Source organism: Actinomadura verrucosospora, from assembly GCF_039540335.1.
In the GTDB taxonomy this organism is placed as follows: domain Bacteria; phylum Actinomycetota; class Actinomycetes; order Streptosporangiales; family Streptosporangiaceae; genus Spirillospora; species Spirillospora verrucosospora.
Genome location: NZ_BAABEV010000007.1, coordinates 129,086 through 154,570 on the forward strand (window position 1 = coordinate 129,086; position 25,485 = coordinate 154,570).

The 25,485-nt window shown below is 72.8% G+C and carries 21 protein-coding genes and 1 pseudogene; 20 read left to right on the forward strand and 2 right to left on the reverse strand.

Annotated elements, in window-relative coordinates; translation table 11 throughout:
* The first annotated feature begins 249 nt into the window (after window positions 1–249).
* The 5 genes from rnc to smc all read left to right on the forward strand — a co-directional run bounded on the left by rnc (window position 250) and on the right by smc (window position 7,370).
* A complete protein-coding gene (rnc, locus tag ABD944_RS10865; protein WP_345174956.1) occupies window positions 250–1,041 on the forward strand; it encodes a ribonuclease III in 792 nt (263 codons plus the stop codon).
* Window positions 1,034–1,927, forward strand: a complete 894-nt coding sequence (mutM, locus tag ABD944_RS10870) for a bifunctional DNA-formamidopyrimidine glycosylase/DNA-(apurinic or apyrimidinic site) lyase (RefSeq protein WP_345174958.1) — start codon at window positions 1,034–1,036, stop codon at window positions 1,925–1,927. Before rnc ends, mutM begins: the two co-directional genes overlap by 8 nt.
* Window positions 1,928–1,946: 19 nt before the next feature.
* Window positions 1,947–2,252, forward strand: coding sequence for an acylphosphatase (locus ABD944_RS10875; RefSeq protein ID WP_345174960.1), 306 nt, complete (start codon window positions 1,947–1,949; stop codon window positions 2,250–2,252).
* A gap of 178 nt (window positions 2,253–2,430) precedes the next feature.
* Window positions 2,431–2,628, forward strand: coding sequence for a hypothetical protein (locus tag ABD944_RS10880; protein ID WP_173398374.1), 198 nt, complete (start codon window positions 2,431–2,433; stop codon window positions 2,626–2,628).
* A 1,079-nt stretch (window positions 2,629–3,707) separates the two neighbouring features.
* Entirely contained in the window at window positions 3,708–7,370 is a 3,663-nt protein-coding gene (smc, locus tag ABD944_RS10885) for a chromosome segregation protein SMC (RefSeq protein ID WP_345174965.1), read from the forward strand.
* A gap of 10 nt (window positions 7,371–7,380) precedes the next feature.
* Here the strand turns inward: smc and ABD944_RS10890 are convergent, their stop codons facing one another.
* Window positions 7,381–8,577 carry a hypothetical protein gene (locus ABD944_RS10890; protein WP_345174968.1) on the reverse strand — a complete coding sequence of 399 codons (1,197 nt, stop codon included), beginning with the start codon at window positions 8,575–8,577 and terminating at the stop codon, window positions 7,381–7,383.
* Window positions 8,578–8,755: 178 nt separating this feature from the next.
* On the opposite strand from ABD944_RS10890, the gene ABD944_RS10895 reads away from it, so the two are divergent.
* The 3 genes from ABD944_RS10895 (at window position 8,756) to ABD944_RS10905 (ending at window position 11,715) form a co-directional block, all read left to right on the forward strand.
* The gene (locus tag ABD944_RS10895) at window positions 8,756–9,970 is read left to right on the forward strand and encodes a sensor histidine kinase (protein WP_345174970.1); all 1,215 of its coding nucleotides are present in this window, start codon (window positions 8,756–8,758) and stop codon (window positions 9,968–9,970) included.
* Window positions 9,970–10,641 carry a response regulator transcription factor gene (locus ABD944_RS10900; protein WP_345174971.1) on the forward strand — a complete coding sequence of 224 codons (672 nt, stop codon included), beginning with the start codon at window positions 9,970–9,972 and terminating at the stop codon, window positions 10,639–10,641. Before ABD944_RS10895 ends, ABD944_RS10900 begins: the two co-directional genes overlap by 1 nt.
* Window positions 10,642–10,830: 189 nt before the next feature.
* Entirely contained in the window at window positions 10,831–11,715 is an 885-nt protein-coding gene (locus tag ABD944_RS10905) for a glycoside hydrolase family 16 protein (protein WP_345174972.1), read from the forward strand.
* An 18-nt stretch (window positions 11,716–11,733) separates the two neighbouring features.
* Here the strand turns inward: ABD944_RS10905 and ABD944_RS10910 are convergent, their stop codons facing one another.
* Window positions 11,734–12,255, reverse strand: a complete 522-nt coding sequence (locus ABD944_RS10910) for a hypothetical protein (protein ID WP_345174974.1) — start codon at window positions 12,253–12,255, stop codon at window positions 11,734–11,736.
* Between the two features lie 901 nt (window positions 12,256–13,156).
* On the opposite strand from ABD944_RS10910, the gene ABD944_RS10915 reads away from it, so the two are divergent.
* The 12 genes and pseudogenes from ABD944_RS10915 to ABD944_RS10970 form a co-directional block, all read left to right on the forward strand.
* Window positions 13,157–13,564 (forward strand): globin domain-containing protein, encoded by a 408-nt coding sequence (locus ABD944_RS10915; protein ID WP_345174975.1) that lies wholly within the window; start codon window positions 13,157–13,159, stop codon window positions 13,562–13,564.
* Window positions 13,565–13,567: 3 nt separating this feature from the next.
* Window positions 13,568–14,719, forward strand: coding sequence for a globin domain-containing protein (locus ABD944_RS10920; protein ID WP_345174977.1), 1,152 nt, complete (start codon window positions 13,568–13,570; stop codon window positions 14,717–14,719).
* A gap of 5 nt (window positions 14,720–14,724) precedes the next feature.
* Window positions 14,725–15,390, forward strand: coding sequence for a DivIVA domain-containing protein (locus ABD944_RS10925; protein WP_345174979.1), 666 nt, complete (start codon window positions 14,725–14,727; stop codon window positions 15,388–15,390).
* A 136-nt stretch (window positions 15,391–15,526) separates the two neighbouring features.
* Window positions 15,527–16,675 (forward strand): signal recognition particle-docking protein FtsY, encoded by a 1,149-nt coding sequence (ftsY, locus tag ABD944_RS10930; RefSeq protein ID WP_345174982.1) that lies wholly within the window; start codon window positions 15,527–15,529, stop codon window positions 16,673–16,675.
* A 181-nt stretch (window positions 16,676–16,856) separates the two neighbouring features.
* Complete coding sequence (locus ABD944_RS10935) at window positions 16,857–18,218, forward strand: ammonium transporter (protein WP_345174984.1); 1,362 nt, start codon at window positions 16,857–16,859, stop codon at window positions 18,216–18,218.
* Complete coding sequence (locus tag ABD944_RS10940) at window positions 18,215–18,553, forward strand: P-II family nitrogen regulator (protein WP_141577570.1); 339 nt, start codon at window positions 18,215–18,217, stop codon at window positions 18,551–18,553. Before ABD944_RS10935 ends, ABD944_RS10940 begins: the two co-directional genes overlap by 4 nt.
* An 8-nt stretch (window positions 18,554–18,561) precedes the next feature.
* Window positions 18,562–20,922 (forward strand): [protein-PII] uridylyltransferase, encoded by a 2,361-nt coding sequence (locus tag ABD944_RS10945; protein WP_345174990.1) that lies wholly within the window; start codon window positions 18,562–18,564, stop codon window positions 20,920–20,922.
* 87 nt (window positions 20,923–21,009) lie between these two features.
* Window positions 21,010–22,587, forward strand: a complete 1,578-nt coding sequence (gene ffh, locus ABD944_RS10950) for a signal recognition particle protein (protein ID WP_345174992.1) — start codon at window positions 21,010–21,012, stop codon at window positions 22,585–22,587.
* A 1,224-nt stretch (window positions 22,588–23,811) separates the two neighbouring features.
* A complete protein-coding gene (gene rpsP, locus ABD944_RS10955; RefSeq protein WP_345174994.1) occupies window positions 23,812–24,261 on the forward strand; it encodes a 30S ribosomal protein S16 in 450 nt (149 codons plus the stop codon).
* A gap of 1 nt (window position 24,262) precedes the next feature.
* Window positions 24,263–24,505, forward strand: coding sequence for an RNA-binding protein (locus ABD944_RS10960; protein WP_021598307.1), 243 nt, complete (start codon window positions 24,263–24,265; stop codon window positions 24,503–24,505).
* Between the two features lie 11 nt (window positions 24,506–24,516).
* Window positions 24,517–25,029 (forward strand): ribosome maturation factor RimM, encoded by a 513-nt coding sequence (gene rimM, locus ABD944_RS10965; protein ID WP_345174995.1) that lies wholly within the window; start codon window positions 24,517–24,519, stop codon window positions 25,027–25,029.
* Window positions 25,026–25,298, forward strand: a pseudogene (locus ABD944_RS10970) (tRNA (guanosine(37)-N1)-methyltransferase TrmD); the annotation flags it as partial. The gene rimM and the pseudogene ABD944_RS10970, both read left to right, overlap by 4 nt.
* Between the last annotated feature and the right edge of the window lie 187 nt (window positions 25,299–25,485).

The following is a 25,485-nucleotide window of genomic DNA, read 5'->3' on the forward strand; positions in this document are numbered from 1 at the left end:
TCCGCGCATGCGGCCCGCCCCTCACGGTGCGGAAGGACACGCACCCCGACCACCCGGCGCGTGACGTCGGCGTGGTGACCGGCGCGGAGACTGCGCCCGGAGCCGTGGTGCACGCCGGGATCAGACCGACCGGCGCGCACCTCGTCTTCGCGGACCCTCCCCGCCGAGCGTCCTCGCCGTCCGGCCCATCGGCCGCGCGCCGCAGAGGCGACCGCGCGCCGCGCGGTGCACGGCCTGCGAGGAGGGCCTGTGAGCGCTAAGAAGAACGACCCCGCGCCGGAGCGCGCGGAACTGACCGGCGCGCTCGGCGTCGACGTGGACGACGAGCTGCTCGAACGCGCCCTGACACACCGTTCCTACGCCTACGAGAACGGCGGCCTGCCCACCAACGAGCGCCTGGAGTTCCTCGGCGACTCGGTGCTGGGCCTCGTCGTCACCGACACCCTGTTCCGCGGCCACCCCGACCTGCCCGAGGGGCAGCTCGCCAAGCTGCGCGCCGCCGTGGTCAACATGCGCGCCCTCGCCGGAGTCGCCCGCGGCCTCGGCGTCGGGGCCCACATCCGGCTCGGCCGCGGCGAGGAGGGCACCGGGGGCCGCGACAAGGCCTCGATCCTCGCCGACACGCTGGAGGCGCTGATCGGCGCCGTCTACCTCGACCGGGGCCTCGGCGAGGCGTCCGCCCTGGTGCACCGGCTCTTCGACGCGCTGATCAAGCGCTCGGCGGGCCTCGGCGCCGGCCTGGACTGGAAGACCTCGCTGCAGGAGCTCACCGCCGTCGAGGAGCTCGGCGTCCCCGAGTACCACGTCGCCGAGAGCGGTCCCGACCACCAGAAGACGTTCCGCGCCTCCGTGCGGGTCGGCGGCCAGACCTACGGGTCCGGCGAGGGCCGCAGCAAGAAGGAGGCCGAGCAGCACGCCGCCGAGGCCGCCTGGAACGCCATCCGCGAGCTCGTCGTCGAGCGCGAGGCGGCGCAGGCCGGCCCGCCGCAGGGCGAGGACCCGGCCAGGGAGGCCGGGCAGGCGGCGCAGGCCGGTGCCTGAGCTTCCCGAGGTCGAGGTCGTCCGGCGGGGCCTGGAAAGCTGGACGACCGGCCGCACCGTCGCGTCCGCCGAGGTCCTGCACCCGCGGTCGGTCCGCCGCCACGCCGAGGGCCCCGCCGACTTCGCCGGGCGTCTCGCCAAGCGCACCATGCTGGCCCCCCGGCGCCGCGGCAAGTACCTGTGGATCCCGCTCCAGGCCGAGGACGACGGCGCCCCCGGCGAGGCGCTGCTCGCGCACCTCGGCATGAGCGGGCAGCTGCTCGTCGGCGAGCCCGGCCGGGAACGCGAGAAGCACCTGCGGGTCCGCGTCGAGTTCGACGACGACGGCCTCGACCTGCGCTTCGTCGACCAGCGCACCTTCGGGCACCTCATGGTCGCCGACCTCGTCCCCGACGCCTTCGCCGCGGGCGCGCTCGTCCCCGAGCCGATCGGGCACATCGCCGCCGACCCGCTGGAGGACGCCTTCGACGCGGAGGCCTTCTACCGCGCCCTGCGCCGCCGCAAGACCGGGATCAAGCGGGCCCTGCTCGACCAGTCCCTCGTCAGCGGGGTCGGCAACATCTACGCCGACGAGGCCCTGTGGCGCGCCAGGCTGCACTGGGCGCGGCCGACCGAGACGATGACCCGGGCGGACGCCGCGCGCGTCCTGGAGGCCGCACGAGAGGTCATGACGGCCGCCCTGGAGGTCGGCGGCACCTCCTTCGACAGCCTCTACGTGAACGTCAACGGTGAGAGCGGCTACTTCGAGCGGTCCCTGGACGCCTACGGGCGGCGGGACGAGCCCTGCCGCCGCTGCGGCTCGCCGATCCGCCGCGACGAGTTCATGAACCGCTCGTCCTACAGCTGCCCGGTGTGCCAGCCCCGCCCCAGGCGGGCACGGTACTAGCGGGACCGAGAGGGGAGCGATGAGCGAGGACGACGAGATCGTGCGGCTCACGGCCTGGGTGCGGGGACGCGTCCAGGGCGTCGGGTTCCGCTGGTGGGTCAGGTCGCGGGCGCTCGAACTGGGCCTCGCCGGCAGCGCGACCAACCTCAGCGACGGCCGCGTCGAGGTCGTGGCCGAGGGCCCGCGCGCCGGCTGCCGGCGCCTCTTGGAGATGCTCGACGGCGACGTTCCGGGCGGCGTTCCCGGACGTCCCGGCGCTGTGACCGGCGTCGTCGACCGCTGGGGCCCGCCCCGCGGGGAGGCCTCCGGGTTCCGGGAACGCTGACCGGGTAGGGAGTACCGGTTTGTACCTGCTAAACTAGTAGAGGAAGGTTGTTACCGGCCTGTGATGTGCGGCTTGACCAGGACACCGGCCGGTGCGACTCTAGACGGTACGCGCACCGCTTTCAGCAGTTTCCCGTGCGCGATCCCTGCTGGTTACTCAGCGTGGAGGACCCTTAGTCATGGCGAAGGCTCTACTCGGCCACGTCGGCGGTCCCGACCCCCGGATGGTCGCGGAGATGCGGCGCCTGCAGCAGCGCGTACGTGACCTGGAGGCCGAACTCGTACGGCTCCAGGCAGAGAACGACGCGCTCGCGACGGCGACGGACGACGAAGTGATGTCGCTCCCGGTGAAGGACCGCGAACCGGTTCTTACTTAATGCGTTTTTCTCCTCCTTCGGGCCTGGCGGCCCTCCATCGTCGATAAACGCGTGCGATCGCTGGCATCGCTCCGTCTCGCCTTGGCGGCTCGCTGCGCGATCAGGTTCTTGCTTCGCTCGAACCTGCCTTCGGACGCGATCGCGGCCCCCCAGGTCGTCGCGGGGTTGCGGCGGTGGTTGAGGCCGTCGCAGTAGTCGGCCGGAGGCTGTGGACACGGCTCGCCTTGGCGGCTCGCTACGTCCTCAGGTGCGCGGGTACCACCGGTTACCGGACGCTACCCAGCCGTTGAGGGTTGTCGCAAGTGCCGAGCGCTCGTAGCAGCGCCCGGCCGGCCGACCTCGCGTCCCCAGGGCGACCTCCAGCCTCCCCACCGGGCCAACCGGGGGTCGACGATGGAGATCTTTCGTCTCCCCTGAGGGTGCTGCGCGATCAGGCCTCCCAACTTCGAACGCGCAATCGAACGCGCTCGCACCCCTGACGCCACCACGGGTCCGGTGCTCGCCTCAGCATCCCTTCTCGCCCGCACCCTGAGGTGTACCGCCAGTGGCGGCGTGTGGACGATCGGACGATCGTGAGGACCACCCGTCGCGTCAGCTCCCTGCTACACCATGGAGTCCCCCGGGCTTGTGCCAGCCCTCGTCCCGTCGCGCCCAGCGCACCCGCCCTCGGCCCCACCACTGCGATCCACGCCCCGCCCCCCGGCGACCGAGCGACGACCCTAAGAGTTGCGACCGCGCCCGAAGGGTGCGAGCCCGCAACCCACTCACCGGACGCAAGCCCCAGGGCCGCCAGGCCCGAAGGGCGACCCGGATCACAACGGACGCGCCGACCTCAGCCCCCACCGCAACCACGCAACAACCTCAATGGTTGCGATCGCGTCCGAAGGCAGGTTCGAGCGAAGCAAGAACCTGATCGCGCAGCGAGCCGCCAAGGCGAGTCGGAGCGATGCCAGCGATCGCCCCGCTTTTTTCGACGATGGAGGGCCGCCAGGCCCGAAGGAGGAGAAAGAAGCCAGAAAACCAGTATCGTGCTTCGGATGTTCGGGGTGTGGGTGTCGTAGGAGGGGGGCTCCTGGCGCGTGTATCTGAAGACTTTGACGTTGCGCGGGTTCAAGTCCTTCGCGTCCTCCACCACGCTCAAGTTCGAGCCGGGGATCACGGCTGTGGTGGGGCCCAACGGGTCGGGCAAGTCGAACGTCGTGGACGCGCTGGCCTGGGTGATGGGGGAGCAGGGCGCCAAGTCGCTGCGCGGCGGCAAGATGGAGGACGTCATCTTCGCCGGGACGTCGAACCGGGCGCCGCTGGGGCGTGCCGAGGTCGTGCTGACGATCGACAACTCCGATGGTGCGCTGCCGATCGACTACTCCGAGGTCACCATCAGCCGGTTGATGTTCCGGTCGGGGTCGAGCGAGTACGCGATCAACGGGGACGCGTGCCGGCTGCTGGACATCCAGGAGCTGCTGTCGGACTCCGGCATCGGCCGCGAGATGCACGTGATCATCGGGCAGGGGCAGCTCGACCGGGTCCTGCACTCGGGGCCGGAGGGGCGGCGGGCGGTGATCGAGGAGGCGGCCGGCGTCCTCAAGCACCGCAAGCGCAAGGAGAAGGCGCTCCGCAAGCTGGACGCGATGCAGGGCAATCTGACGCGCGTGCAGGACCTGACGGGTGAGCTGCGGCGGCAGTTGAAGCCCCTCGGCCGGCAGGCGGAGATCGCGCGCCGGGCCGCGGTGATCCAGGCGGATCTGCGGGACGCCCGGCTGCGGCTGCTCGCCGACGACCTGGTCACGCTGCGGACGAGGCTGGAGCAGGAGGCGGCCGACGAGGCCGCCATCCGGGAGCGGCGCACGGAGACCGAGCGGGCGCTGGCGGGGGCGCAGGAGCGCGAGGCGGTCCTGGAGGCCGAGGAGGCGGAGCAGGCGCCGAGGCTCGCGCAGGTGCAGGACACCTGGTTCCGGTTGTCGGCGCTGAAGGAGCGGCTCCGCGGCGTCGCCGACCTCGCGGCCGAGCGGCACCGCAACGCCGCCGAGGCGCGCGAGGAGGAGCGGCGCGGCCGCGATCCCGAGGACATGGAGCGCGAGGCCGCCGAGATCCGCGAGCAGGAGGAGATGCTCCGCGAGGCGCTGGACGAGGCCCGGGACGGGCTCTCCGGCGCCGTGGAGGAGCGGTCGGCGGCCGAGGAGGCCCTGGCCGTGGAGGAGCGGCGGCTCCAGTCCGCCGCCCGCGCCGCCGCGGACCGCCGCGAGGAACTGGCCCGGCTGCGCGGCCGGGTGGAGGCGCTGCGCAGCAAGGCGCAGGCGGGAAGGTCGGAGATCGGCCGGCTCGCGGACGCGCGGGAGGAGGCCGACCAGCGCGCCGAGTCCGCGCAGGCCGAGTTCGAGGCGTTCGAGGCGGAGGTCGTCGAGGACCCGGCGCTCGCCGCCGAGCACGAGGCGGTGCAGGAGGCGCTCGCCGCGGCCAAGGACGCCGCCGAGACGGCCCGCGCCGCCGTGGACGGCCCGCGCCGCGCGCTGAAGGAGGCGCGGTCGGCGGCGGGCGCGGCCCGCACCGCCGACCAGACGGCGCAGAAGAAGGTCGCGGCCCTCCAGGCGCGGATCGAGGCTCTGAACCTGACGCTCGCCAGCGCCGCCGACGGCGGGGAGGCGCTGCTGTCGGCGGGCGCCGACGGGTCGCTCGGCGGGGTGCTGGGCACGGTCGCGTCGCTGCTGAACGTCCGGCCCGGGTACGAGACCGCCGTCGCCGCCGCGCTCGGCGGCGCCGCCGAGGCCGTCGCGGTCGGGTCGCTGGAGACCGCGGAGGCCGCGCTCGCGCTGCTGCGCTCCCGCGACGCCGGGCGCGCCGGGCTGGTCATCGGCGGCGGGGCGCCCGTGCTGGGGGAGCGGGTCGCGGGGGCCGACTACGCGATCGACGCGGTCAGCGTCCCTGACTCCGTGCGTCCCGCGTTCGAGCATCTGCTGCGGGACGTGGTCGTGGTCGATGACGTTCCCGCCGCGGCCGCGCTCGTGCGCGGGGAGGCGTCGCTGCGGGCCGTCACGCGGGACGGGGAGCTCGTCGGGGCGCACTGGGCGCAGGGCGGCGGCGCGGGCGGGGGGCAGGGCCTCCTGCAGATGCGCGCGACGCTCGACCAGGCCACCGAGGATCTCGCCGCGGCCGAGACCGCCGCTGCCGCCGCCGCCGACGGGCTCGCCGAGGCGGTGGAGGGCGAGCACGCCGCGCAGGCCGCCGCCGCGGCGGCCGCGGCCGCGGCCGGTGACGCCCGGGCGGGGGTCGACCGCGCGCAGTCCGAGCTCGACCGCGTCCGCGCGCGGCTGCGGGAGCACGACGCGCAGGCGGCGCTGGAGGCCAAGCGCGCCGCCCGCCTGGAGGCCGACGTCCGGGCCGCGCGGGGCGAGGCCGAGCGGCTGACCAAGGCCCTCGACGCGGCCGGGGAGTCCCTCGAACGCGACACCGAGGCGGCCGAGGAGCTGGCGGTGCGGCTCGCCGAGGCCGAGGAGGCCGCCGAGGTCGCCGAGGAGGCCGGGCACGACACCGAGGCGCGCGACGAGCTGAACGCCCGCTGCCAGGAGCTGCGCACCGCGGAGATGGAGGCGCGGCTCGCGGTCCGCACCGCCGAGGAGCGCGTCCAGGCCATCGCCGGACGCGCCGACGCCCTCGAACGCGGCGCCCAGCGCGAGCGCGAGGAGCGGTCCCGCGCCGCCCAGCGCCGCGCCCGCCGGGAGGAGCAGGCCCGGGTCGCCAAGGCCGTCCTGCGGGGCGCCCGCGCGGCCCTGGAGCGCATCGAGCACTCGCTCGCCGCGGCGGTGCGCCGCCGCGAGGCCGCGGAGCAGGCCAAGGCGGCGCGCGAGGCGGAGCTGAAGGTGGTCCGCGGGCAGGTGCGCGAGCTGTCCTCGGCGCTCGAACGCCTCGTCAACGTCGTGCACGGCAACGAGGTCGCCCGCGCGGAGCAGCGGCTGCGGCTGGAGCAGTTCGAGCAGCGGGCCCTGGAGGAGTTCGGCCTGGAGGTCGAGGCGCTGGTGTCGGAGTACGGGCCCGACCAGCCCGTCCCGGCCGACCCGGACAAGGGCGAGGACGCGCGTCCCGTCCCGTACGAGCGGGCCGTCCAGGAGAAGCGCGCCAAGGCCGCCGAGCGGCAGCTCAACCAGCTCGGCAAGGTCAACCCGCTCGCGCTGGAGGAGTTCGCCGCCTTGGAGGAGCGGCACGCGTTCCTCACCTCCCAGCTGGAGGACCTGAAGAAGACCCAGCGCGAGCTGCTCGGCCTCGTGAAGGAGGTCGACGACCGCGTCCAGCAGGTGTTCGGCACCGCCTACGAGGACACCGCCCGCGAGTTCGAGCGGATCTTCGCCCGGCTGTTCCCCGGCGGCGAGGGCAGCCTGTCGCTGACCGAGCCGGGCGACATGCTCACCACGGGCGTCGAGGTCGCGGCGCGCCCGCCCGGCAAGAAGGTGAAGCGGCTGTCGCTGCTGTCGGGCGGCGAGCGGTCCCTGGTGGCCATCGCGTTCCTCGTCGCGGTGTTCAAGGCGCGCCCGTCCCCGTTCTACGTGCTGGACGAGGTCGAGGCCGCGCTCGACGACACCAACACCCAGCGGCTCATCACGGTCTTCGAGGAGCTGCGCGAGTCGTCACAGCTGATCGTGATCACGCACCAGAAGCGCACCATGGAGGGCGCCGACGCCCTCTACGGCGTCAGCATGCGCGGCGACGGCGTCACCCAGGTCGTCAGCCAGCGCCTGCGCGACCTCGACTGACCGGCCCCGGTCACGGTTCGGAGGCGGGCGTGAAGAGGTAGCCGCGCACTCCGGTGTTGCCGCACGAGGCGAGGATCGTCTCCAGCCCCCCGCTGATCCGGATGTCGACGCCCATGCACATGCGGTGGTCCCGGGTCGCCTCCGGCACGATGTCGAACAGCTGCCCGCCCTTCACCGGCTTGCCCGCCGGCGTCAGCCCGAACCGCTGCAGCGGATCGTCGTCTCCGCACTCCTTCATGTGCAGCGTGGCCCGCTCGGTCTTCTCGTCGAGCGTCGCGCACCACAGCTTGCCCTTCGGCGTCCACGCCTTCAGCTGGAACGTCCCGGCGCTGCCGGGGACGGAGGCGAGCCGTATCCGCTGGAGCCTGTCGTCCGCCACGCACTTGTCCTGCGCCAGCTGCGGGAGGAGTTCTTCGTCCGGGAGGATCGACAGGCAGTCGCCGGTCCGCTCGCCGGTGATGGGCATGATCGTGTACCACCCGGCCGGGGGCGCCGCCGACTTGGCGGACGCGCCCGGCGAGGCCTGCGGCCGGTGGGGCTTGCCTCCGCCTCCACCGCCGAACACCCCCGCCAGCGTCGTGACCACCACGCCGAGCGTGATGATCGCGGGCGCCGCCACCATGAGCGACACCGGCCGGCGGTCGGCCTGCCCGCGCGAGGACTTCTTGCGGTGCCGCGGGCCCGGCGGCGTCGCCGCGTGCCGCCCGGAGGAGCCGCTCCCGGAGGATCGGCTGCCGGATGAGCCGCTCCCGGAAGGCGGGGCGGAGGCCATGACGGGAGCCGGGGCGGGAGCCGGGGCGGGAGCCGGGGCGGGGCGGGGAGCCGGGGTCGGCGGCGGAGGCGCCGCGGGGCCGAGGTTCAGCGCCGGCCGTCCTGCGACGCGCCGGTCGCCTTCCGCGCCGCGCCGGTCGCCTTCCATGACGGCGGGGCCGCACAGGCGGTCGTAGACCCGCAGCCACCGCTTGCGCTCGTCCGGCACGAGGCCGCATGTGGCCACGAAGGAGGTCACCAGCCCCCGGCTCGGCAGCGTGTGCCCGCTGAGGAGCGCGTCAAGCCCGGAGGGGACGACCACGCCGTCGGCGTTCATTCGCTCCTCAAGCTCGGAAAGGGGCAGACCGGACCATTGCTGCAGGTGGCGCATGAGGTCGAGCAGATCAGCCGGATCATGCGCCTCCTCCGGCTGCGGGACCGCTCTCGGAGCCGTCACCGGTGTCCTCCCGCGAACGGGAACGCCTGTTCTCGTAGGCATCGTAGCGATCTCCTCGTCCGGAATGACTAATGTTCGCTATGCGGTCTTTGACAAGATCAATGGCGTCATGACTCGGCGCTCGTCAACTGGAGGGGCCCTCGCGATGCCGCGCTCCGGTGCATCCGTTCCGTCTGCCTTGCGGCGTTCTGTTGAGACCAGGGTCGGGACCACGTTCGTCCTGCTGATGCAGCTGCGCGTGCTGGTCATCGGGGTGACCGTGGTGGTGGACGGGCAGGTGCGCGGCGACCCCTGGGCGCTCGGCGTGCTCGTCCTCGCGGCCGTGGTCTCCGGCGTGGTGCTGGCGGGCTGGGAGAAGGTCGTGCTGCGGCTGTTCGAGCAGCCCGCGCTCCTGGCCTTCGACGTCCTCATCGGCTACGCGGTGCTGCAGGTGGGCGGGATCTTCGGCCCCTACTTCCTCGTGACGGTGGTGACCGCCGGTCTCGCGGGGCTGCTGTACCGGTGGCCGGTCACCGCGCTGCTGTGCGCGCAGCAGGCCGTCCTGTACTACGCGGCGCTCTACCGCAACGCGCCCTCCGACGACGGCGGCGACATCGCCATGCCGCTGCTCGTCATGCTGCCCGTCTTCTACGGGGTCGCGGCGCTCGTCGGCACGGTGCTGCGCCGCCTGTTCGACGAGCACGCCTCCGCCGAGGAGACGCGCTGGCGGATGGAGGCGGAGGCGATGGCCGCCGAGGAGCGCACCCGGCTGGCCCGCGAGATGCACGACTCGCTGACCGCGACGCTGTCGGGCATCGCCCTGTCGGCGAACGGCCTGCCCGGCTGGGTCCGCAAGTCCCCCGACCGCGCCGAGCGGGAGGCGCGGCGCATCGCCACGGCGGCCCAGGTCGCCACCCGCGAGGCGCGCTCGCTCATCGCCGAGCTGCGCGACGACTCCGCCGGCGTCCCGCTGGGCGACGCCGTGCGGGTGCTGGCGGGGGAGTGGGAGGGCCGCACCGGCGTCCCGGTGCGGGTGGACGCCGAGGCGGGCGCGGACCTCCCGGCGCCGGCGCGGCGCGAGATGATCACGATCGTGCGGGAGGCGCTGGAGAACGTGGGACGGCACGCGGAGGCGTCCCGCGTCGACATCGTCACGGCCGTCAACGACGGCGACCTGGAGGTGCGCGTGCGGGACGACGGTAAGGGCATGTCCAGACGGCCGGACGACCCCGGCTGGCTGGACGAGCTCGCCCGCGGCGGCCATTACGGCCTCGTGGGCATGCACGAGCGGGCCCGAAGGGCGGGCGGCCGGCTGGCCGTGCGCTCCGTCCCGGGAGGCGGCACCGAGGTCACCGCGTCGATGCCGGCGGGGCCGGAGTCCGAGCCCGCGCGGGCCGCGCTAGGGAGCCGGTGATGGACGAGCCCTTGCGGTACCGCGTCATGGTCGTGGACGACAACGCCTTCATCCGCGCCGGCCTCACCTCCGCGCTGGAGGCCACCGACGACATCGAGGTGGTGGGCGAGGCGGGCGACGGGCGCGAGGCCGAGGAGATGGCCTGGCGGCTGGTGCCCGACGTGGTGCTGCTCGACGTCCGGATGCCGCGCGTCGACGGGGTGAGCGCCGCCGCCGCGCTGAGCCGGACCAGCCGCGTGATCATGCTCACCCAGGTGGAGGAGCCGGAGGTGATCCTGTCGGCCGTCCGCAACGGCGCCGTCGGCTACCTCGTGCACAACACCTTCACGGTGGACGAGCTCGCCGCGGCGATCCGGGACACCGTCCGGCACCGGGCCCACCCCCTCTCGCACGCGGCCAGCGCCGCGCTCATCGACGCCGCGCGGACGGGCCGGCCGGCGGCGCCCGCGGCCGATCCGGCCGAGCAGCGCGCGCGTTTCGGCCTTTCCGCCCGCGAGGTCCAGGTCATGGATCTGATCGTGCGCGGTCATGCGAATCACGACATCGCGGCCAAGCTATTTCTCACCGAGAAAACCGTCAAGAACTACATCAATCGCATTTATGCGAAACTCGGCGCGCCGAACCGGGCCACGGCCATCGTGACCTGGCTCGGCATGCCTCCGGGCGGCTGAGCAGGGCCTCCGCGATTGGGGCCCGCGACCCCCGCCGCTAGGGCCCTAGGGCCCTAGGGGCGCCCGCCGGCCCCGCATAGCGTTCCGGTGAACGAAGCGCATGAAGGACGGCGCCTTTATGGCCGGGCCTTCGCCTATTTCGCCGCCCGGAGGAACGCCATGCTTTTGCCGACCCGAAACAGAATGGCCATGATCACCGGCGGGGTCCTGGCCGCCGGCTGCTCGCTCGCGCTCGCCGGCGCCTCGGGGACGGGCCCGGACCCGGCTCCCGCCCGCGCCGTCGGAGCCCTGGAGAGGTCCGCGCCCGCCATCGCCTACGGGAAGCCGGGCCCGCGGGCTCACGAGGACACCTGGGACTCCGAGCACGCGAAGAAGAAGCGGCCCACCGCGACCGCTGCGCGGCGCTACGGGTGGGGACGCCCGATCGCCTTCGACGGCTTCCGCACTTTCGACCGGCGCGCCTGGGAGGTCTACACCGGACCGGGCAACGGCGGCCGCGGCCGCCGCGTCGCCAAGGCGGTGACCGTCCGGAACGGCGTCCTGCGCATCACCGGCAAGCGCAACGGCGACACCGGGGGCGTCGCCTGGATGAAGGGCGCCCAGAAGGAGGGCCGCTGGGAGGCCCGCGTCAAGGTGAGCCGCGGTTGCGCCTGCTACAACGCCAACCTGCTGCTGTGGCCGGTCGGCGGCGGTGGCGGCACCGACCCGCAGAACGGCGGCGGGGAGATCGACTGGATGGAGACCTACGGCGACGAGGGGCTGCGCAACGGGACCAACTTCTTCCTGCACTACGGACCCGAGAAGGAGTCCCAGCGCCTGAACTCCCACCTGCGCATCGACCTGACCAAGTGGCACGCCTTCGCGGTGGAGTGGAACTCCAGGGGCATCACGGGCTACGTGGACGGGCGCAGGTGGTTCCACACCTCGAAGCGGGAGGCCCTGCCGCCCGGGAAGATGGGGCAGGCCATCCAGCTCGACTGGTTCCCGCAGATGACCAAGCTGACGACCAAGGGGGTCAGCCGGAAGGCCGACGTGACCCTCTCGGTCGACTGGATCAACATGTACCGGCCCTGAGCGGCGGGGCGTCCGGTGTCACTTCACGATCTGCCAGATCTCCCCGTTGTGGCGCAGGGTGAACTCGTCCTGGAGGGTGCGCTCGGTCATGGACCCGCTCTGCGAGTGCAGGGCGGAGAACGGGATGACCGCCTCCTCGTCCACCAGCCGGCCGCCCTTCACGGACACGGTCCGGAGAGCCTGCCGCTCCTGCGGCCGGAGGAGGTGCGGCGTGTTGCGGACACCGGCCGGGCAGTCGCCGCGGAGCGCGGGGCCCCGGAGGAAGTCGCCGTCCTTCGCGACGTAGCGGCACACTCCCTGGTCCCCGGCGGCCTGGCCGCGCAGGAACGCCTGGAGCGCGGCCCGCGCGCCCTCGATCCCCTCCCGAGTGCCGGGGTCGGTGTCCTCCTGTGCGGTAGCCGAGGGCGACTGGGACGGAGCTCGGAACACGTCATCACCGCCGTCTTTGTCGTCACCGCCGCATCCCGACGTGAGAATTGTCGTCGCGAGCGCCGTGACGGCGAGGGCGCCGACGGCGCGGGAGGTGAACCGAAGAGCCATGGTGTGCCTTCCTCGGGGCGGGGATGTCGGCCCATTGTCCGAACGCCGCCTTTCCGGATGATCAGGCGGCAGCCGAAGATTAACGCCTTCACCGGGGGAACGGCCAGCGGTCGCAAGATCGCCAGGTCAGGGGTGGTGTGCGCCCGCCGGGACGGCTCACACCGCCGCGGCTCCTTTTCTCTTATGGGCTGCCCGAGACGCCCGGACAGGAAATGCGGGGCCGGCCCACTCGGATCGCACCGAACGGGTGCGGAGGGTTAGGGCGCGATTATCCCATGAGAAGAAGCAGGAAAGGTCGGCCGGCGGGACGTTGCCACCGTTATGGGCGGCGCTCCGTTGTGCGCCGGGTCGAGTGCCCTCTCGTCTTGACGGACGAACTCGGCGGCCACCGTTTCGGCGGCCACCGTTTCGGCGGCCACCGTTTCGGGGGCGACCAGGGAGGTCGGCGGCCTCGCCGCCATCGGTGAGGTCCGGCGAGATCGGGGAGCGGCCGGAGCGGGTCGCAGGAGTCCGCTCGCGGAGGACGGCTGGGTGCCGCGGTCACAGGGGCCCGCGGCACCCAGTGCCTCCGATCGGGCGGGAGGGCGCTGCTTCCGCGGGCGCGTGACGCGCGTCACATTTCTCTTGGAACGTGACACCGCCCAGCGCTCACCATTTCGGGCGGGGCGGCGGGTGCGGTCTCCGCCGTCTTCCCCCCGCCTATAACCGTTTGGAGACTTCACGTCCGCGCCGGTGACGCGTATTCGGAGGGGATCGGCGTGCACCGACCGTGATGACCCGGCGACGCTGGCGGGCTTGTGTGACCTGGGGTCATCCACTACCCATATGGCCCTGCGGTTCTCCGGCTCCTTCACCGGACTCCCCCCGTCCGGTACGGAGAACCGCCGGAGAGGTGCGACGCATGGATCCCCAGAAACTCAAAGACAATTTCGGCCTGGTGGCCGCGAACGGCCTGGACGTCGCCGAATATTTCTACGCCGACCTTTTCGCGCGGGATCCGCAGCTCAGACGGATGTTCCCCGCGTCGATGGCCAAGCAGCACGAGGTGCTGCTCGCGGCGCTGTCCCAGATCGTCTCGACCGTGGACGACCCCGACGCGCTCGTCCCCTTCCTCAGCGACCTCGGCCGCCGCCACAACGACTTCGGCGTCGTCGCCGAGCACTACGCGCCCGTCGGCGCCAGCCTGCTCGCCACCCTCGCCTACTTCAGCGGTCCGGACTGGAACGCCGACCTCGAACGCGACTGGACGGCCGCCTACGGCGTCGTCGCGAAGGTCATGTCGGAGGCCGCGGCGGAGCCCGTCGCCTGATCCGTGGACTCCCAGCGACTCAAGACCAGCTTCGCGCAGGTCGCCGAGAAGGGCGACGCCGTGGCGCTGTTCTTCTACTCCGACCTCTTCGTCCGCAATCCCCACCTGCGCGACATGTTCCCCATCGGGATGAGCGGGCAGCGCGACAAGCTGCTGCGCGCCCTCGGCCACATCGTGTCCCAGGTGGACGACCTGGCCGTCCTCGTCCCGTTCCTGCAGCAGCTCGGCCGTGACCACCGCAGGTTCGGCATCGTGGCCGAGCACTACCCGCACGTCGGGGCCAGCCTCCTGGCGACCCTGCGGCACTTCTCCGGGGCGGCCTGGACCGACGACCTCGAACGCGACTGGAGCGCCGCCTACGGCCTCGTCGCCAAGGTCATGCTGGAGGCGGCCGACGAGAACGCCCTCAACAGCCCCGCCTGGTGGAACGGCCAGGTCATCGCGGTCGAGCGCCGCCGGTTCGACATCAGCGTCCTCCGGATCCAGCCCGACCGGCCCCTGCCGTACACGCCGGGCCAGTCCGTGGCGCTGGAAGTGCCGTCCCGGCTGCGGCACTGGCGGTACTACTCGATGGCGAACGCGCCGCGACCCGACCATTCCGTCGACTTCCACGTCCGGCTGGTGGACGGCGGCCCCGTGAGCCCGGTGCTGGTCCGCGGGACCCAGATCGGCGACCGCGTCCGCATGGGCGCCCCCATCGGCACGCTCACGCTGGACGAGAGCTCCCCGCGGGACGTTCTGCTCGTCGCGGGCAGCACCGGCCTGGCCCCGCTCAAGGCGATCTTGGAGCAGATATCCCGCCGTGCCGTCCCGCCGCGCGTGCACCTGTTCTTCGGCGCCCGCAGCCGCGACGGCCTCTACGACCTGGAGGACCTGACCAAACTGGCGGAGGGGTTCCCCTGGCTCACCGTCGTCCCGGCCGTGTCGGACGAGCCGGGCGGGCACGGGTTCTCCTCGCTGCTCTATTCGGGGGACGACGGCGTCGAGCACGGCAACCTGTCCGACGTGGTCGCCAGGCGCGGCCCCTGGGACGGTCACGACGCCTACGTGTGCGGGCCGTCCGTCATGGTCGGGCACACCGTCGAGCAGCTGGCGCGGCTCGGCGTCGCCCGTGACCGGATCCGCCTCGAAACCTTCGCCGACGCACAGAGGTGAGCGCGTTGAACTCCCCGAACCTTCCGGTCGTCTCCGAGGGGTCGCGGTTGACCCCGGGCGAACTCCAGTCTGTGGTGTTCGCCCGGGCCGCCCTCGGGCGCCGCGGATACGACGAGGAGCAGGTCCGCAACTTCCTGCAGTACGTGGAGCGGGAACTCGTCAAGATCTTCACCGACAAGGCCGCCCTGGCCGACGAGGTGAACCGGCTGCGCGCCCAGGCGTCCTCGGGCTCCCGCGGCGTGATGGCGCCCGAGGACGCCCACTTCCAGGCCGTCCGCATCCTGTCGCAGGCCCAGCAGACCGCCGACCTGTACGTGGCGGACGCCGAGCGCTACACCAGGGAACTGGCGCACGAGGCGAGGCTGCACCGCGAGGCGATCCTGTCGGACGCCAAGGGCCGCGCGGAGCAGATGCTGGAGGACGCCCACCGCAAGGCGGCCGCCGTCGCCGAGGCGGCCGTCCGCACGGCCCCGCCGCAGCCCGCGCCCTCGCCGAGCCCCGGGACCCTCCCGGACGGAGAGCGCCTCGCCCTGGAGCGCGAGATCGCCTACCTGCGGACCTACAGCGACGTCTACCGGACCCACCTGCGCTCCTACCTGGAGGCACTGCTCCGCAACGTCGACGAGTGGGAGTCCTCCGAACGGGCATCCCTCCCTGGGGGTAATGCCTGATCTACCGTCCCGGCGCGGGCGCCGGGACGTTCGGGAGTCCCGCGCGGTTGCGCGCCCGGCCGGGCTCGCCGCATGATCGGCGGGCCCGGCGCAGCGTGTTCGCGCGGGAGTGCTCGTCTGGAAAACTGGGGGCGTTATGGAATATGTGATCGTCATCGCCGTGCTGGCCGTGATCGCGCTGATCATCGGCGGCGTCACGCTGCTGCGGCCGCGCCGGCCCCGCCCGCCGGTCGAGCGCCCGTCCGAACGCACCGGCGGCGCCACCGCCGCCGACGTGGCGGAGGCCGAGGCCCCCACGATCGAGAAGGCGCCGCCGACGGAGGCCGCGCCGCCGCGGCCCGCCGTCGAGATCGAGCGGCCGCCGCCCGGCGCGGGGCGGCTCGTGCGGTTGCGGGCCCGCCTCGCCCGCTCCCAGAACGCCTTCGGCAAGACCCTCCTGGTGCTGCTGTCGCGCGACACGCTCGACGAGGACGCCTGGGAGGAGATCGAGGACACCCTGATCGCCGCCGACATGGGCACGGCGGTGGCCCGGCAGGTCACCGACGACCTGCGGACGCGCGTCCAGGTCCTCGGAACGCGCAGCCCGGAGGAGGTCCGGGCGATGCTCAAGGACGAGCTGATCAAGCAGATCGGCCCGGACATCGACCGCTCGCTGCACACCGAGGCGCACGGCGACCGTCCCGCCGTCCTCATGGTCGTCGGCGTGAACGGCACCGGCAAGACCACCACGTGCGGCAAGCTCGGCCGCGTCCTCGTCGGCGACGGCAACACCGTGCTGCTCGGCGCCGCCGACACCTTCCGCGCCGCCGCCGCCGACCAGCTGGAGACGTGGGGCACGCGGGTGGGCGCGCAGGTCGTCCGCAAGGACGAGGGCGCCGACCCCGCCAGCGTGGCGTTCGACGCCGTCAAGCAGGGCATCGACACCAAGGTCGACGTGGTGATCGTCGACACGGCGGGCCGGCTGCACACCAAGACCGGGCTGATGGACGAGCTCGGCAAGGTCAAGCGGGTGGTGGAGAAGCAGGCCACGGTCGACGAGGTCCTGCTCGTCCTGGACGCGACGACCGGCCAGAACGGCATGCAGCAGGCCCGGGTCTTCGCCGAGGTGGTCAACATCACCGGCGTGGTGCTCACCAAGCTGGACGGCACCGCCAAGGGCGGCATCGTCGTCCAGGTGCAGCGCGAGCTCGGCGTCCCGGTGAAGCTGGTGGGCCTGGGCGAGGGGCCGGACGACCTCGCGCCCTTCGAGCCCGAGGCGTTCGTGGACGCGATCCTCGGCGACTGAACCGGCCCTCGAATCGGCCCGGATACCGCGTAAATACGGCATGTGAGGACTTGGAAACAGCGGCGAAACACGCTGAAGTCGGGTTTCACATGGCGGAAACGTAGCGGCATACCGGGCGAAACGGCCGCGCCAGAGTCTCTGAGCAGTTCGAAGTTCCTGGCGAGGAGGGACGCGCTCAGAGATGAAGATCGATAGCGGTAGTACCGCCTGGATGCTGACGAGCACCGCGCTCGTCCTGCTGATGACACCGGGCCTGGCCTTCTTCTACGGAGGCATGAGCCGGGCCAAGAGCGTGCTCAACATGATGATGATGAGCTTCGTCAGCATCGCCGTGGTGGGCATGGCGTGGGTCGTCTACGGCTACTCCCTCACCTTCGGCGACGGCGGCGGGCTCAGCTCGTTCATCGGCGGTTTCGGAGACTGGGGGCTCGTCGGCCTGGAGAACGCGGCCACGGCCGACGACGGGACGGGCATCCCGCAGCTGGTCTTCGTGGCGTTCCAGGCGACGTTCGCCATCATCACCGTCGCGCTGATCAGCGGCGCGGTCGCGGACCGTGCCAAGTTCGGGGCCTGGGTGGTGTTCACCCTGGTCTGGGCGACGCTGGTGTACTTCCCGATCGCCCACTGGGTGTGGTGGTCCGACGGCCAGGACGGCGGCAAGTCCGGCTGGCTGTTCCACCTCGGCGCGCTCGACTTCGCGGGCGGGACCGTCGTCCACATCAACGCCGGCGTCGCCGCGCTCGCCCTGGTGCTGGTGCTCGGCAAGCGCAAGGGCTGGCCGAAGGAGCCGATGCGGCCGCACAACCTGCCGTTCGTCCTGCTCGGCGCCGGGCTGCTGTGGTTCGGCTGGTTCGGGTTCAACGCCGGGTCCGCGCTGTCGGCCGGCTCCACCGCGGCCGTCGCGTTCATCAACACGCTCGTCGCCACCTGCGCCGCCGCGTTCGCCTGGATCGTCGTGGAGAAGCTGCGCGACGGCGCGTCCACCACCCTCGGCATCGCCTCGGGCGTGGTGGCCGGACTGGTCGCGATCACCCCGGCCTGCGCGTTCATCACCCCCCTCGGCGCGATCGTCCTCGGCCTGGTCGCCGGCGCGGTGTGCGCGTTCGCGGTCGGCCTGAAGTACAAGCTCGGCTACGACGACTCGCTCGACGTCGTCGGCGTCCACATGGTCGGCGGCATCGTCGGCGCCCTGCTGATCGGGTTCCTGGCGACCACCGCCGTCAACGACGCCGGCGCCGACGGGCTGTTCGCCGGCGGCGGGTTCGCGCTGCTCGGCAAGCAGGCCGTCGCCGTCCTGGCGACGCTCGCCTACTCCTTCGTCGTCACCTACGTGATCGCCAAGGTGATCGACCTGGTGATGGGCTTCCGGATCAGCGAGGACGACGAGGCCGCCGGCATCGACAGCACGGCGCACGCGGAGACCGCCTACGACTTCGGCACGATCCGTGCGGGCATCGGCTCCGGGGCGGGCATCGGTTCCGGGGCGACCGCGGCGGCGCCCGCCCCGGCGGCCCCGGCGAAGAAGGTGGAGGCGAAGGGATGAAGCTCATCACGGCGGTCATCAAGCCGTTCAAGCTGGACGAGGTGAAGAAGGCCCTGGAGGCCTTCGGGGTCAAGGGGATGACCGTCAGCGAGGCCAGCGGCTACGGGCGGCAGAAGGGCCACACCGAGGTCTACCGGGGCGCCGAGTACCAGGTCGACCTGGTGCCCAAGCTCCGCGTCGAGGTCCTGGTCGACGCCGAGGACGCCGACGACATCATCGACGTGATCGTCAAGGCGGCCCGCACGGACAAGATCGGTGACGGGAAGGTGTGGGCCGTGCCGGTCGACACCGTCGTCCGCGTCCGCACCGGCGAGACCGGACCGGAAGCGCTCTAGGGAGCACGGTGACCCTCGCCCACCCGCCGGCCGGAGACCGGGCCCCCGCGCCCGCTCCGGCCGGCGGCGCCGCTCCGGACCCGGCCCGCGCCGCCCTGGCCGCCGCCCGCGCCTCCCGCGCCGACGCCCTCGACAGCTGGCTGGCCTCCCTCCTGGCCTCCGCGCCGCCCGCGGAGGGGGTGGCGCTCGTCGCGGTCGGGAGCCACGCCCGCCGCGAACTGACGCCCGGCGGCGACCTCGACCTCGTCCTGCTGCACCGCGGCCTGGCCGGCGTCGCGGAGATCGCCGACCGCGTCTGGTACCCGATCTGGGACTCCGGGCAGCGGCTCGACCACTCCGTCCGCACCGTCGCCGAAGCCCAGACCGTGGCGCGAGGCGACATGAAGGCCGCCCTCGGCCTGCTGTCGGCGCGCCGCATCGCCGGAGACAGCGCCCTCGTCGACGAGTTGCGCGCCGCCGTCCTCACCGACTGGCGCGCGGACGCGCCCACCCGGCTGGCCGAGCTGTCGGCGATGTGCCGCGAGCGCTGGGAGACCCACGGCGAACTGGCGTTCCTGCTCGAACCCGACCTGAAAGAGGCCCACGGCGGGCTGCGGGACGTCCACGTCATGCACGCCGTCGCCGCGTCCTGGGTGGCCTCCGCCCCGGACGCCCGGGTCCGCGCCGCCCACGACCTCCTCCTCGACGTCCGGCACGCGCTCCACCAGGTCACCGGTCGCTCCACCGACCGCCTCGTCCTCCAGGAGCAGGAGGCCGTGGCCCGCACCCTCGGTCTGCCGGACGCCGACGTCCTGCAGCGCTCGATCGTCGAGGCCGCCCGCACCGTCACCTATGGGGCGTCCCACCTGTGGCGCCGCGTCGACAACTTCACCAGGGCCAAGCACCGGCAGCCTCCCGGTGTCCCGCAGACCGCTGGCCGGCGCGGTGTGGAGCGCAGGCCGGTCGGGGACGGCGCCGTCGAGCACGAGGGGGAGGTCGTCCTCGCGCGGAACGCCGATCTGAACGACCCGGCCCTCATCCTGCGCGTCGCCGCTGCCGCCGCCCAGACGGGCCTGCCCCTCGCCCCCGCCACGGTCGCCCGCCTCGCCGAGCACGCCGCCCTCCCGCCCGTCCCCTGGCCCGCCGAGGCCCGCGACGCGCTCGTCTCCCTGCTCGGCGCCGGTCCCCCCGCCATCGCCGTCTGGGAGGCCCTCGACCAGGCCGGGCTGATCGTCCGGCTGCTGCCCGACTGGGAGCGCGTCCGCAACCGCCCCCAACGCAACCCCGTCCACCGCTTCACCGTCGACCGCCACCTCGTCGAGACCGCCGCCGGCGCCGCCGCCCTGACCCGCGAGGTGGCCCGTCCCGACCTGCTCCTGATCGGCGCCCTCCTGCACGACATCGGCAAGGGCGGGCCGGGCGACCACTCCACCTCCGGCGCCGTCATCGCCCGCGACATCGGCGCCCGCCTCGGCCTCCCGGAGGACGACGTCCGCGTCCTCGAAACGCTCGTCCGCCACCACCTGCTGCTCCCCGAGACCGCGACCCGCCGCGACATCGACGACCCGGTGACCGTCCAGACCGTCACCGCCGCCGTGTCCGGGGCGCCCGGTCGCGAGCGCGAGGTCGTCGACCTCCTCGCCGCCCTCGCCGTCGCCGACGGCGGCGCCACCGGCCCCGCCGCCTGGGGCGCCTGGAAGGCCGGCCTGGTCGCCGAACTCGCCCGCCGCGCCGCCGCCGTGCTCTCCGGCGGCACGCCCCCGCCCGCTCCCGCGCTCACCGCCGACCACCTCGCCCTGGCCCGCCACGACGGCGCCGCCGTCCGCGTGACGGGCTCCCGGATCACCATCGCCGCCCCCGACCGTCCGGGACTGCTCTGGCGCGCCGCCGGCGTCCTCGCCCTGCACCGCCTGGCCGTCAAGACCGCGCGCGTGATCTCCTCCCCGGCGGCCTCGCCGGCCCAGACGGCGGTTCTGGACTTCACGGCCGTCCCCGAGTACGGGACCCCGCCGGACCCGGCCGGCCTGGAGGCGGACCTGCGCAGGATGCTCGCCGGGCGCCTCGACGTGGCCGAGCGCCTCGAACGGCGGGCGCGGTCGGTCCGGATCCGGCCCGGCGTCACGGTGCCGCCCCCGCGCGTCATGATCGTGGACGACGCGTCGCGGACCGCCACCGTCGTCGAGGTCCGGGCGCACGACCGCCCCGGACTGCTGTGGCGCGTCGGGCAGGCGCTCGGATCCTGCGGCCTGCAGGTCCGCGCGGCCCAGGTGGACACCCTCGGCGCCGAGGCCGTGGACGTCTTCTACGTGGTCGACGACCAGGGCCGCCCGCTCGACGATCCCGACGCTCTGGCGGCCGTCCGGGCCCGGGTTCTGAGAACCCTCCACTGAAGGGGTTTCCGGAGGGGGCAGGGCTCGCCCGGTGACCCGATACGCTGATAGGCGATCCCAGAAGCTTTCCAAGGACGGTCCAGACACGTGTTCGAGACGCTCTCCGACCGGTTGACGACGGTCTTCTCGTCGCTGCGCAGCAAGGGCCGGCTCTCCGAGGCCGACATCAACGCGACGGCCCGCGAGATCCGGATCGCGCTCCTCGAGGCCGACGTCGCGCTCCCCGTGGTCAAGGACTTCATCGCGCAGATCAAGGAGCGGGCGCAGGGCTCGGAGGTCTCGCAGGCGCTGAACCCGGCGCAGCAGGTCGTCAAGATCGTCAACGAGGAGCTCATCACCATCCTCGGTGGCGAGACCCGGCGGATCCGGCTGGCCAAGACCCCGCCGACCGTGATCATGCTCGCGGGCCTGCAGGGCGCCGGCAAGACCACCCTCGCCGGCAAGCTGGCCCGCTGGCTGAAGCAGGAGGGCCACACGCCGATGCTGGTGGCGGCCGACCTCCAGCGGCCCAACGCCGTCCAGCAGCTCCAGGTCGTCGGCGAGCGGGCCGGGGTCCCGGTGTTCGCGCCCGAGCCGGGCAGCGGCGTCGGCGACCCCGTCGACGTGGCGCGCCGCTCGATCGACCAGGCCCGGCACGCCCAGCACGACGTCGTCGTCATCGACACCGCCGGCCGCCTCGGCATCGACGCCGAGATGATGCAGCAGGCCATCGACATCCGCGACGCCGTCCAGCCCGACGACATCCTGTTCGTCGTCGACGCCATGGTCGGCCAGGACGCGGTCAACACCGCCCAGGCCTTCATGGACGGCGTCGGCTTCGACGGCGTCGTCCTCACCAAGCTCGACGGCGACGCGCGCGGCGGCGCGGCCCTGTCCGTCCGGCACATCACCGGACGCCCCATCATGTTCGCCTCCACGGGCGAGAAGCTCGAGGACTTCAGCGTCTTCCACCCGGACCGCATGGCGGGCCGGATCCTCGACATGGGCGACATCCTCACCCTGATCGAGCAGGCCGAGCAGGCGTTCGACGCCGAGCAGGCCGAGAAGATGTCCAGCAAGTTCGCCTCGGGCGAGGACTTCACGCTCGAGGACTTCCTCGAGCAGATGATGATGATCCGCAAGCTCGGCCCGATCGGGAACCTGCTCGGGATGATGCCGGGCATGGGCCAGGTCCGCGACCAGATCAGCCAGATCGACGACCGGGACCTGGACCGCATCGCCGCGATCATCCGCTCGATGACCCCGCAGGAGCGCGCCCAGCCGAAGATCATCAACGGCTCGCGGCGGGCCCGCATCGCCAAGGGCTCCGGCGTCGGCGTCGGCGAGGTCAGCAGCCTGGTCACCCGGTTCTTCGACGCGCAGAAGATGATGCGCCAGATGGCCGGCGGCATGGGCCTGCCCGGCATGCCCGGCGGCCGCCGCAAGGCGGCCAAGGCGGCGAAGGCGGCCAAGAACAAGAAGGGCAAGCAGCGCAGCGGCGACCCCCGCAAGCGCGCCGCGGGCAAGCCCTCGCAGGAGCAGGCCCCCGCGGCCGAGGGCATGCCGAAGGGCCTCCCGCCCGGCCTCGGCGGCGGCCAGCTCCCGCCCGGCCTGGGCGGCGGCCAGCTCCCGCCCGGCTTCCAGATGCCCGACCTGAACAAGCTCCAGAGCCGCAAAAAGAAGTAGCCCGTCCCCGAAGGCCCCGCCGCAGACCCAACCCCCTGCGGCGGGGCCCTCAAGCCTCCGCCGCCACGCCAAGCCAAAGAGGCTGACGCCCAAGCCGCACGCCCGGCCCGCCCCAACCAGACCCGCCCCACACCCCACGGACACCCCCGGCTGATACGCCGCACTAAGAACCGTGACGCGTGGAAATTCCCAGCGTGGTCGCCCACAAGATGAAACAAAGATCTACCAACGAACGCACCCCGGCACTCCCGGAACCTAGCCAGGGACGCTCGTCCCAATGCCCGTCTCTCCCACACCGACCTTCCTGGAGCCCGACCTGGGGTGTTCGTCCCGCTGCGCGCCTCTCGCGCAGCGGCCGTTCCTGAGCGCCTGACCAGAGACGTTCTTTTGGGGCCTGGCCTGGGACGCTCCTTCCGGGGGCCTGGCCTGGGGTACTTGTCGGGAGCGCGGCTCCCGCTCAGCGGCCCTCCTTGGGACCCTGACCAGGGGGCTTGTCCTGGTGCGCGACTTTCGCGCAGCGGCCTTTGTGGGGGTGTGGCCAGGGGCGCTCTTCTGGGGGCTCGGCCTGGGGGTGCTTGTCGGGTACGCGGCTCTCGCGCGGCGGTCTTTCTGACGCCTGGCCAGCGGCGCTCTTCTGAGGGTCTGGCCTGGGGTGGCTTGTTCTGATGCGCGACTCTCGCACGGTGGCCCTTGTGGGGGTCTGGCCAGGGGCGTTCTCTCTGGGGTCTGGCCTGGGGTACTTGTCGGCAGCGCGGCTCTCGCTCAGCGGGCCCTCCTTGGGAGCTTGGCCTGGGACGCTCCTTCTGGGGGCTGGGCTGGGGTACTTGTTGGGAGCGCGGCTCTCGCTCAGCGGCCCTCCTTGGGAGCCTGACCAGGGGCGCTTTCCTGGTGCGCGGGCTCGCAACTGTGGCCTTACCTGCTTGGCGGCGGTGGACGCGTTGATGTGCGGCGTCCGGAGTCGGTCACCTGGTGGGGCGCACGGGGGCGTTGAGAAGGGGTGTGGCTTGCGGGTGGCCTGGGCGTCGAGGCGGAGGGGCGACACCCGGGCGGCGCGATTGCGCTTTCGCGGCGAACGTCTGGCAGAATGACAGGCTGGAAACCCGGAATCGCGAGGCGCCCTCTCTCGTCCTGCGCGGCCGGAGTCCATCGGGCGGCCGTGAGCCGGTGTTCCCCACCTGGCGCGGGCCCGCCCATCCAGTGATGAAGTTGGAGTACACCACACCCGTGGCAGTCAAGATCAAGCTCAAGCGTCTGGGGAAGATCCGGAACCCGCAGTACCGGATCGTCGTCGCCGACGCCCGCACCAAGCGGGACGGGCGGGCCATCGAGGAGATCGGGCTCTACCAGCCCAAGCAGGAGCCCTCGCTCATCAAGATCGACTCTGAGCGTGCGCAGTACTGGCTGGGTGTCGGCGCGCAGCCGACCGAGCCCGTGCTCAACCTGCTGAAGATCACCGGCGACTGGCAGAAGTTCAAGGGCGAGCCGGGCGCCGAGGGCACCCTCAAGGTCGCCGAGCCGAAGGCCGACAAGAAGGCCGCGTTCGAGGCCGCCGTCAAGGAGTCCCTGGGCGACGACGAGGCCGCCGGCACCGCGACCCGCGGCAAGAAGAAGGCCGAGCCGAAGAAGACCGAGGCGAAGGCCACCGAGACCGACGAAGCCAAGAGCGAGGGCTGACGTGCTCGAAGAAGCGCTCGAGCACCTGGTCCGCGGGATCGTCGAGAACCCGGACGACGTCCGGGTTCGCGCCCGCAGGATCAGGGGCGGCCGGGTCCTGGAGGTGCGCGTGCACCCCGAGGACCTCGGGAAGGTCATCGGCCGAAGCGGTCGCACCGCCAAGGCCCTTCGCACGGTGATCAGCGCCCTCTCCGGAGGCCGTTACGTGCGTGTCGACCTGCTCGACGTCAACGAGGTCCGCTGAGTGGTGTCCCGATGAGCGAACCGCTCGTGGTGGGACGGATCGGACGGCCGCACGGGATTCGCGGTGAGGTCGCCGTCGACGTCCGCACGGACGAGCCGGAGTCCCGGTTCGCCCCGGGCACGGCGATCGCCACCGACCCCGTCACCGTCGGTCCGCTCACCATCGAGCGGAAACGCTGGCATTCGGGACGCCTGCTCGTGCGCTTCGCCGGGGTCGGCGACCGCGATGCCGCGGAGGAACTGCGCGGCACGTGGCTCGTCGTCGACCCCGGTGACATCACCACGTCCGCCGACCCGGACGACTTCCACGACCAGGAACTGCTCGGACTCGCCGTGGTCACCACGGACGGGACCGAGGTCGGCCAGGTCGCGGACGTCCTGCACCACGGCCAGGATCTCCTGGTCGTACGCGGGGCCGGGGGCGAGAAGCTGGTCCCGTTCGTGGCCGCGCTCGTCCCCGAGGTGGACGTTCCCGGGGGGCGGCTCGTCATCGATCCGCCCCCCGGACTGCTCGACGAATCATGAGACTCGACATAGTCACGATCTTCCCCGAGTACTTCGCCCCCCTGGACATCTCCCTCCTGGGCAAGGCCCGGCGCGCCGGTCTGCTGGACGTCCGCGTCCACGACCTGCGCGAATGGACTCACGACCGGCACCGCACCGTCGACGACACCCCCTACGGCGGCGGTCCCGGCATGGTCATGAAGCCCGACCCCTGGGGCGAGGCCCTCGACGCCCTGGTGCCCCGCGTTTCGGGCGCCCTGCCCGGGACGACCGCGCCCAGGCCGGGCGGCGGTGGCCCTTCCACTCCACCCATGTTGGGCGAGACGCCCCCGGGTGGGCCAGGAAACGCCTCCAGCGCGACATCTTCCAGCGGTGCGACCGACGCCGGTTCGCACGGCGGGGGAGACCCGTCCACAAGAGGCCGACTCGCTCCAGGCCAGCCGGGAGCGTCCGAACCGGCTTCCCCGGACGCATTGG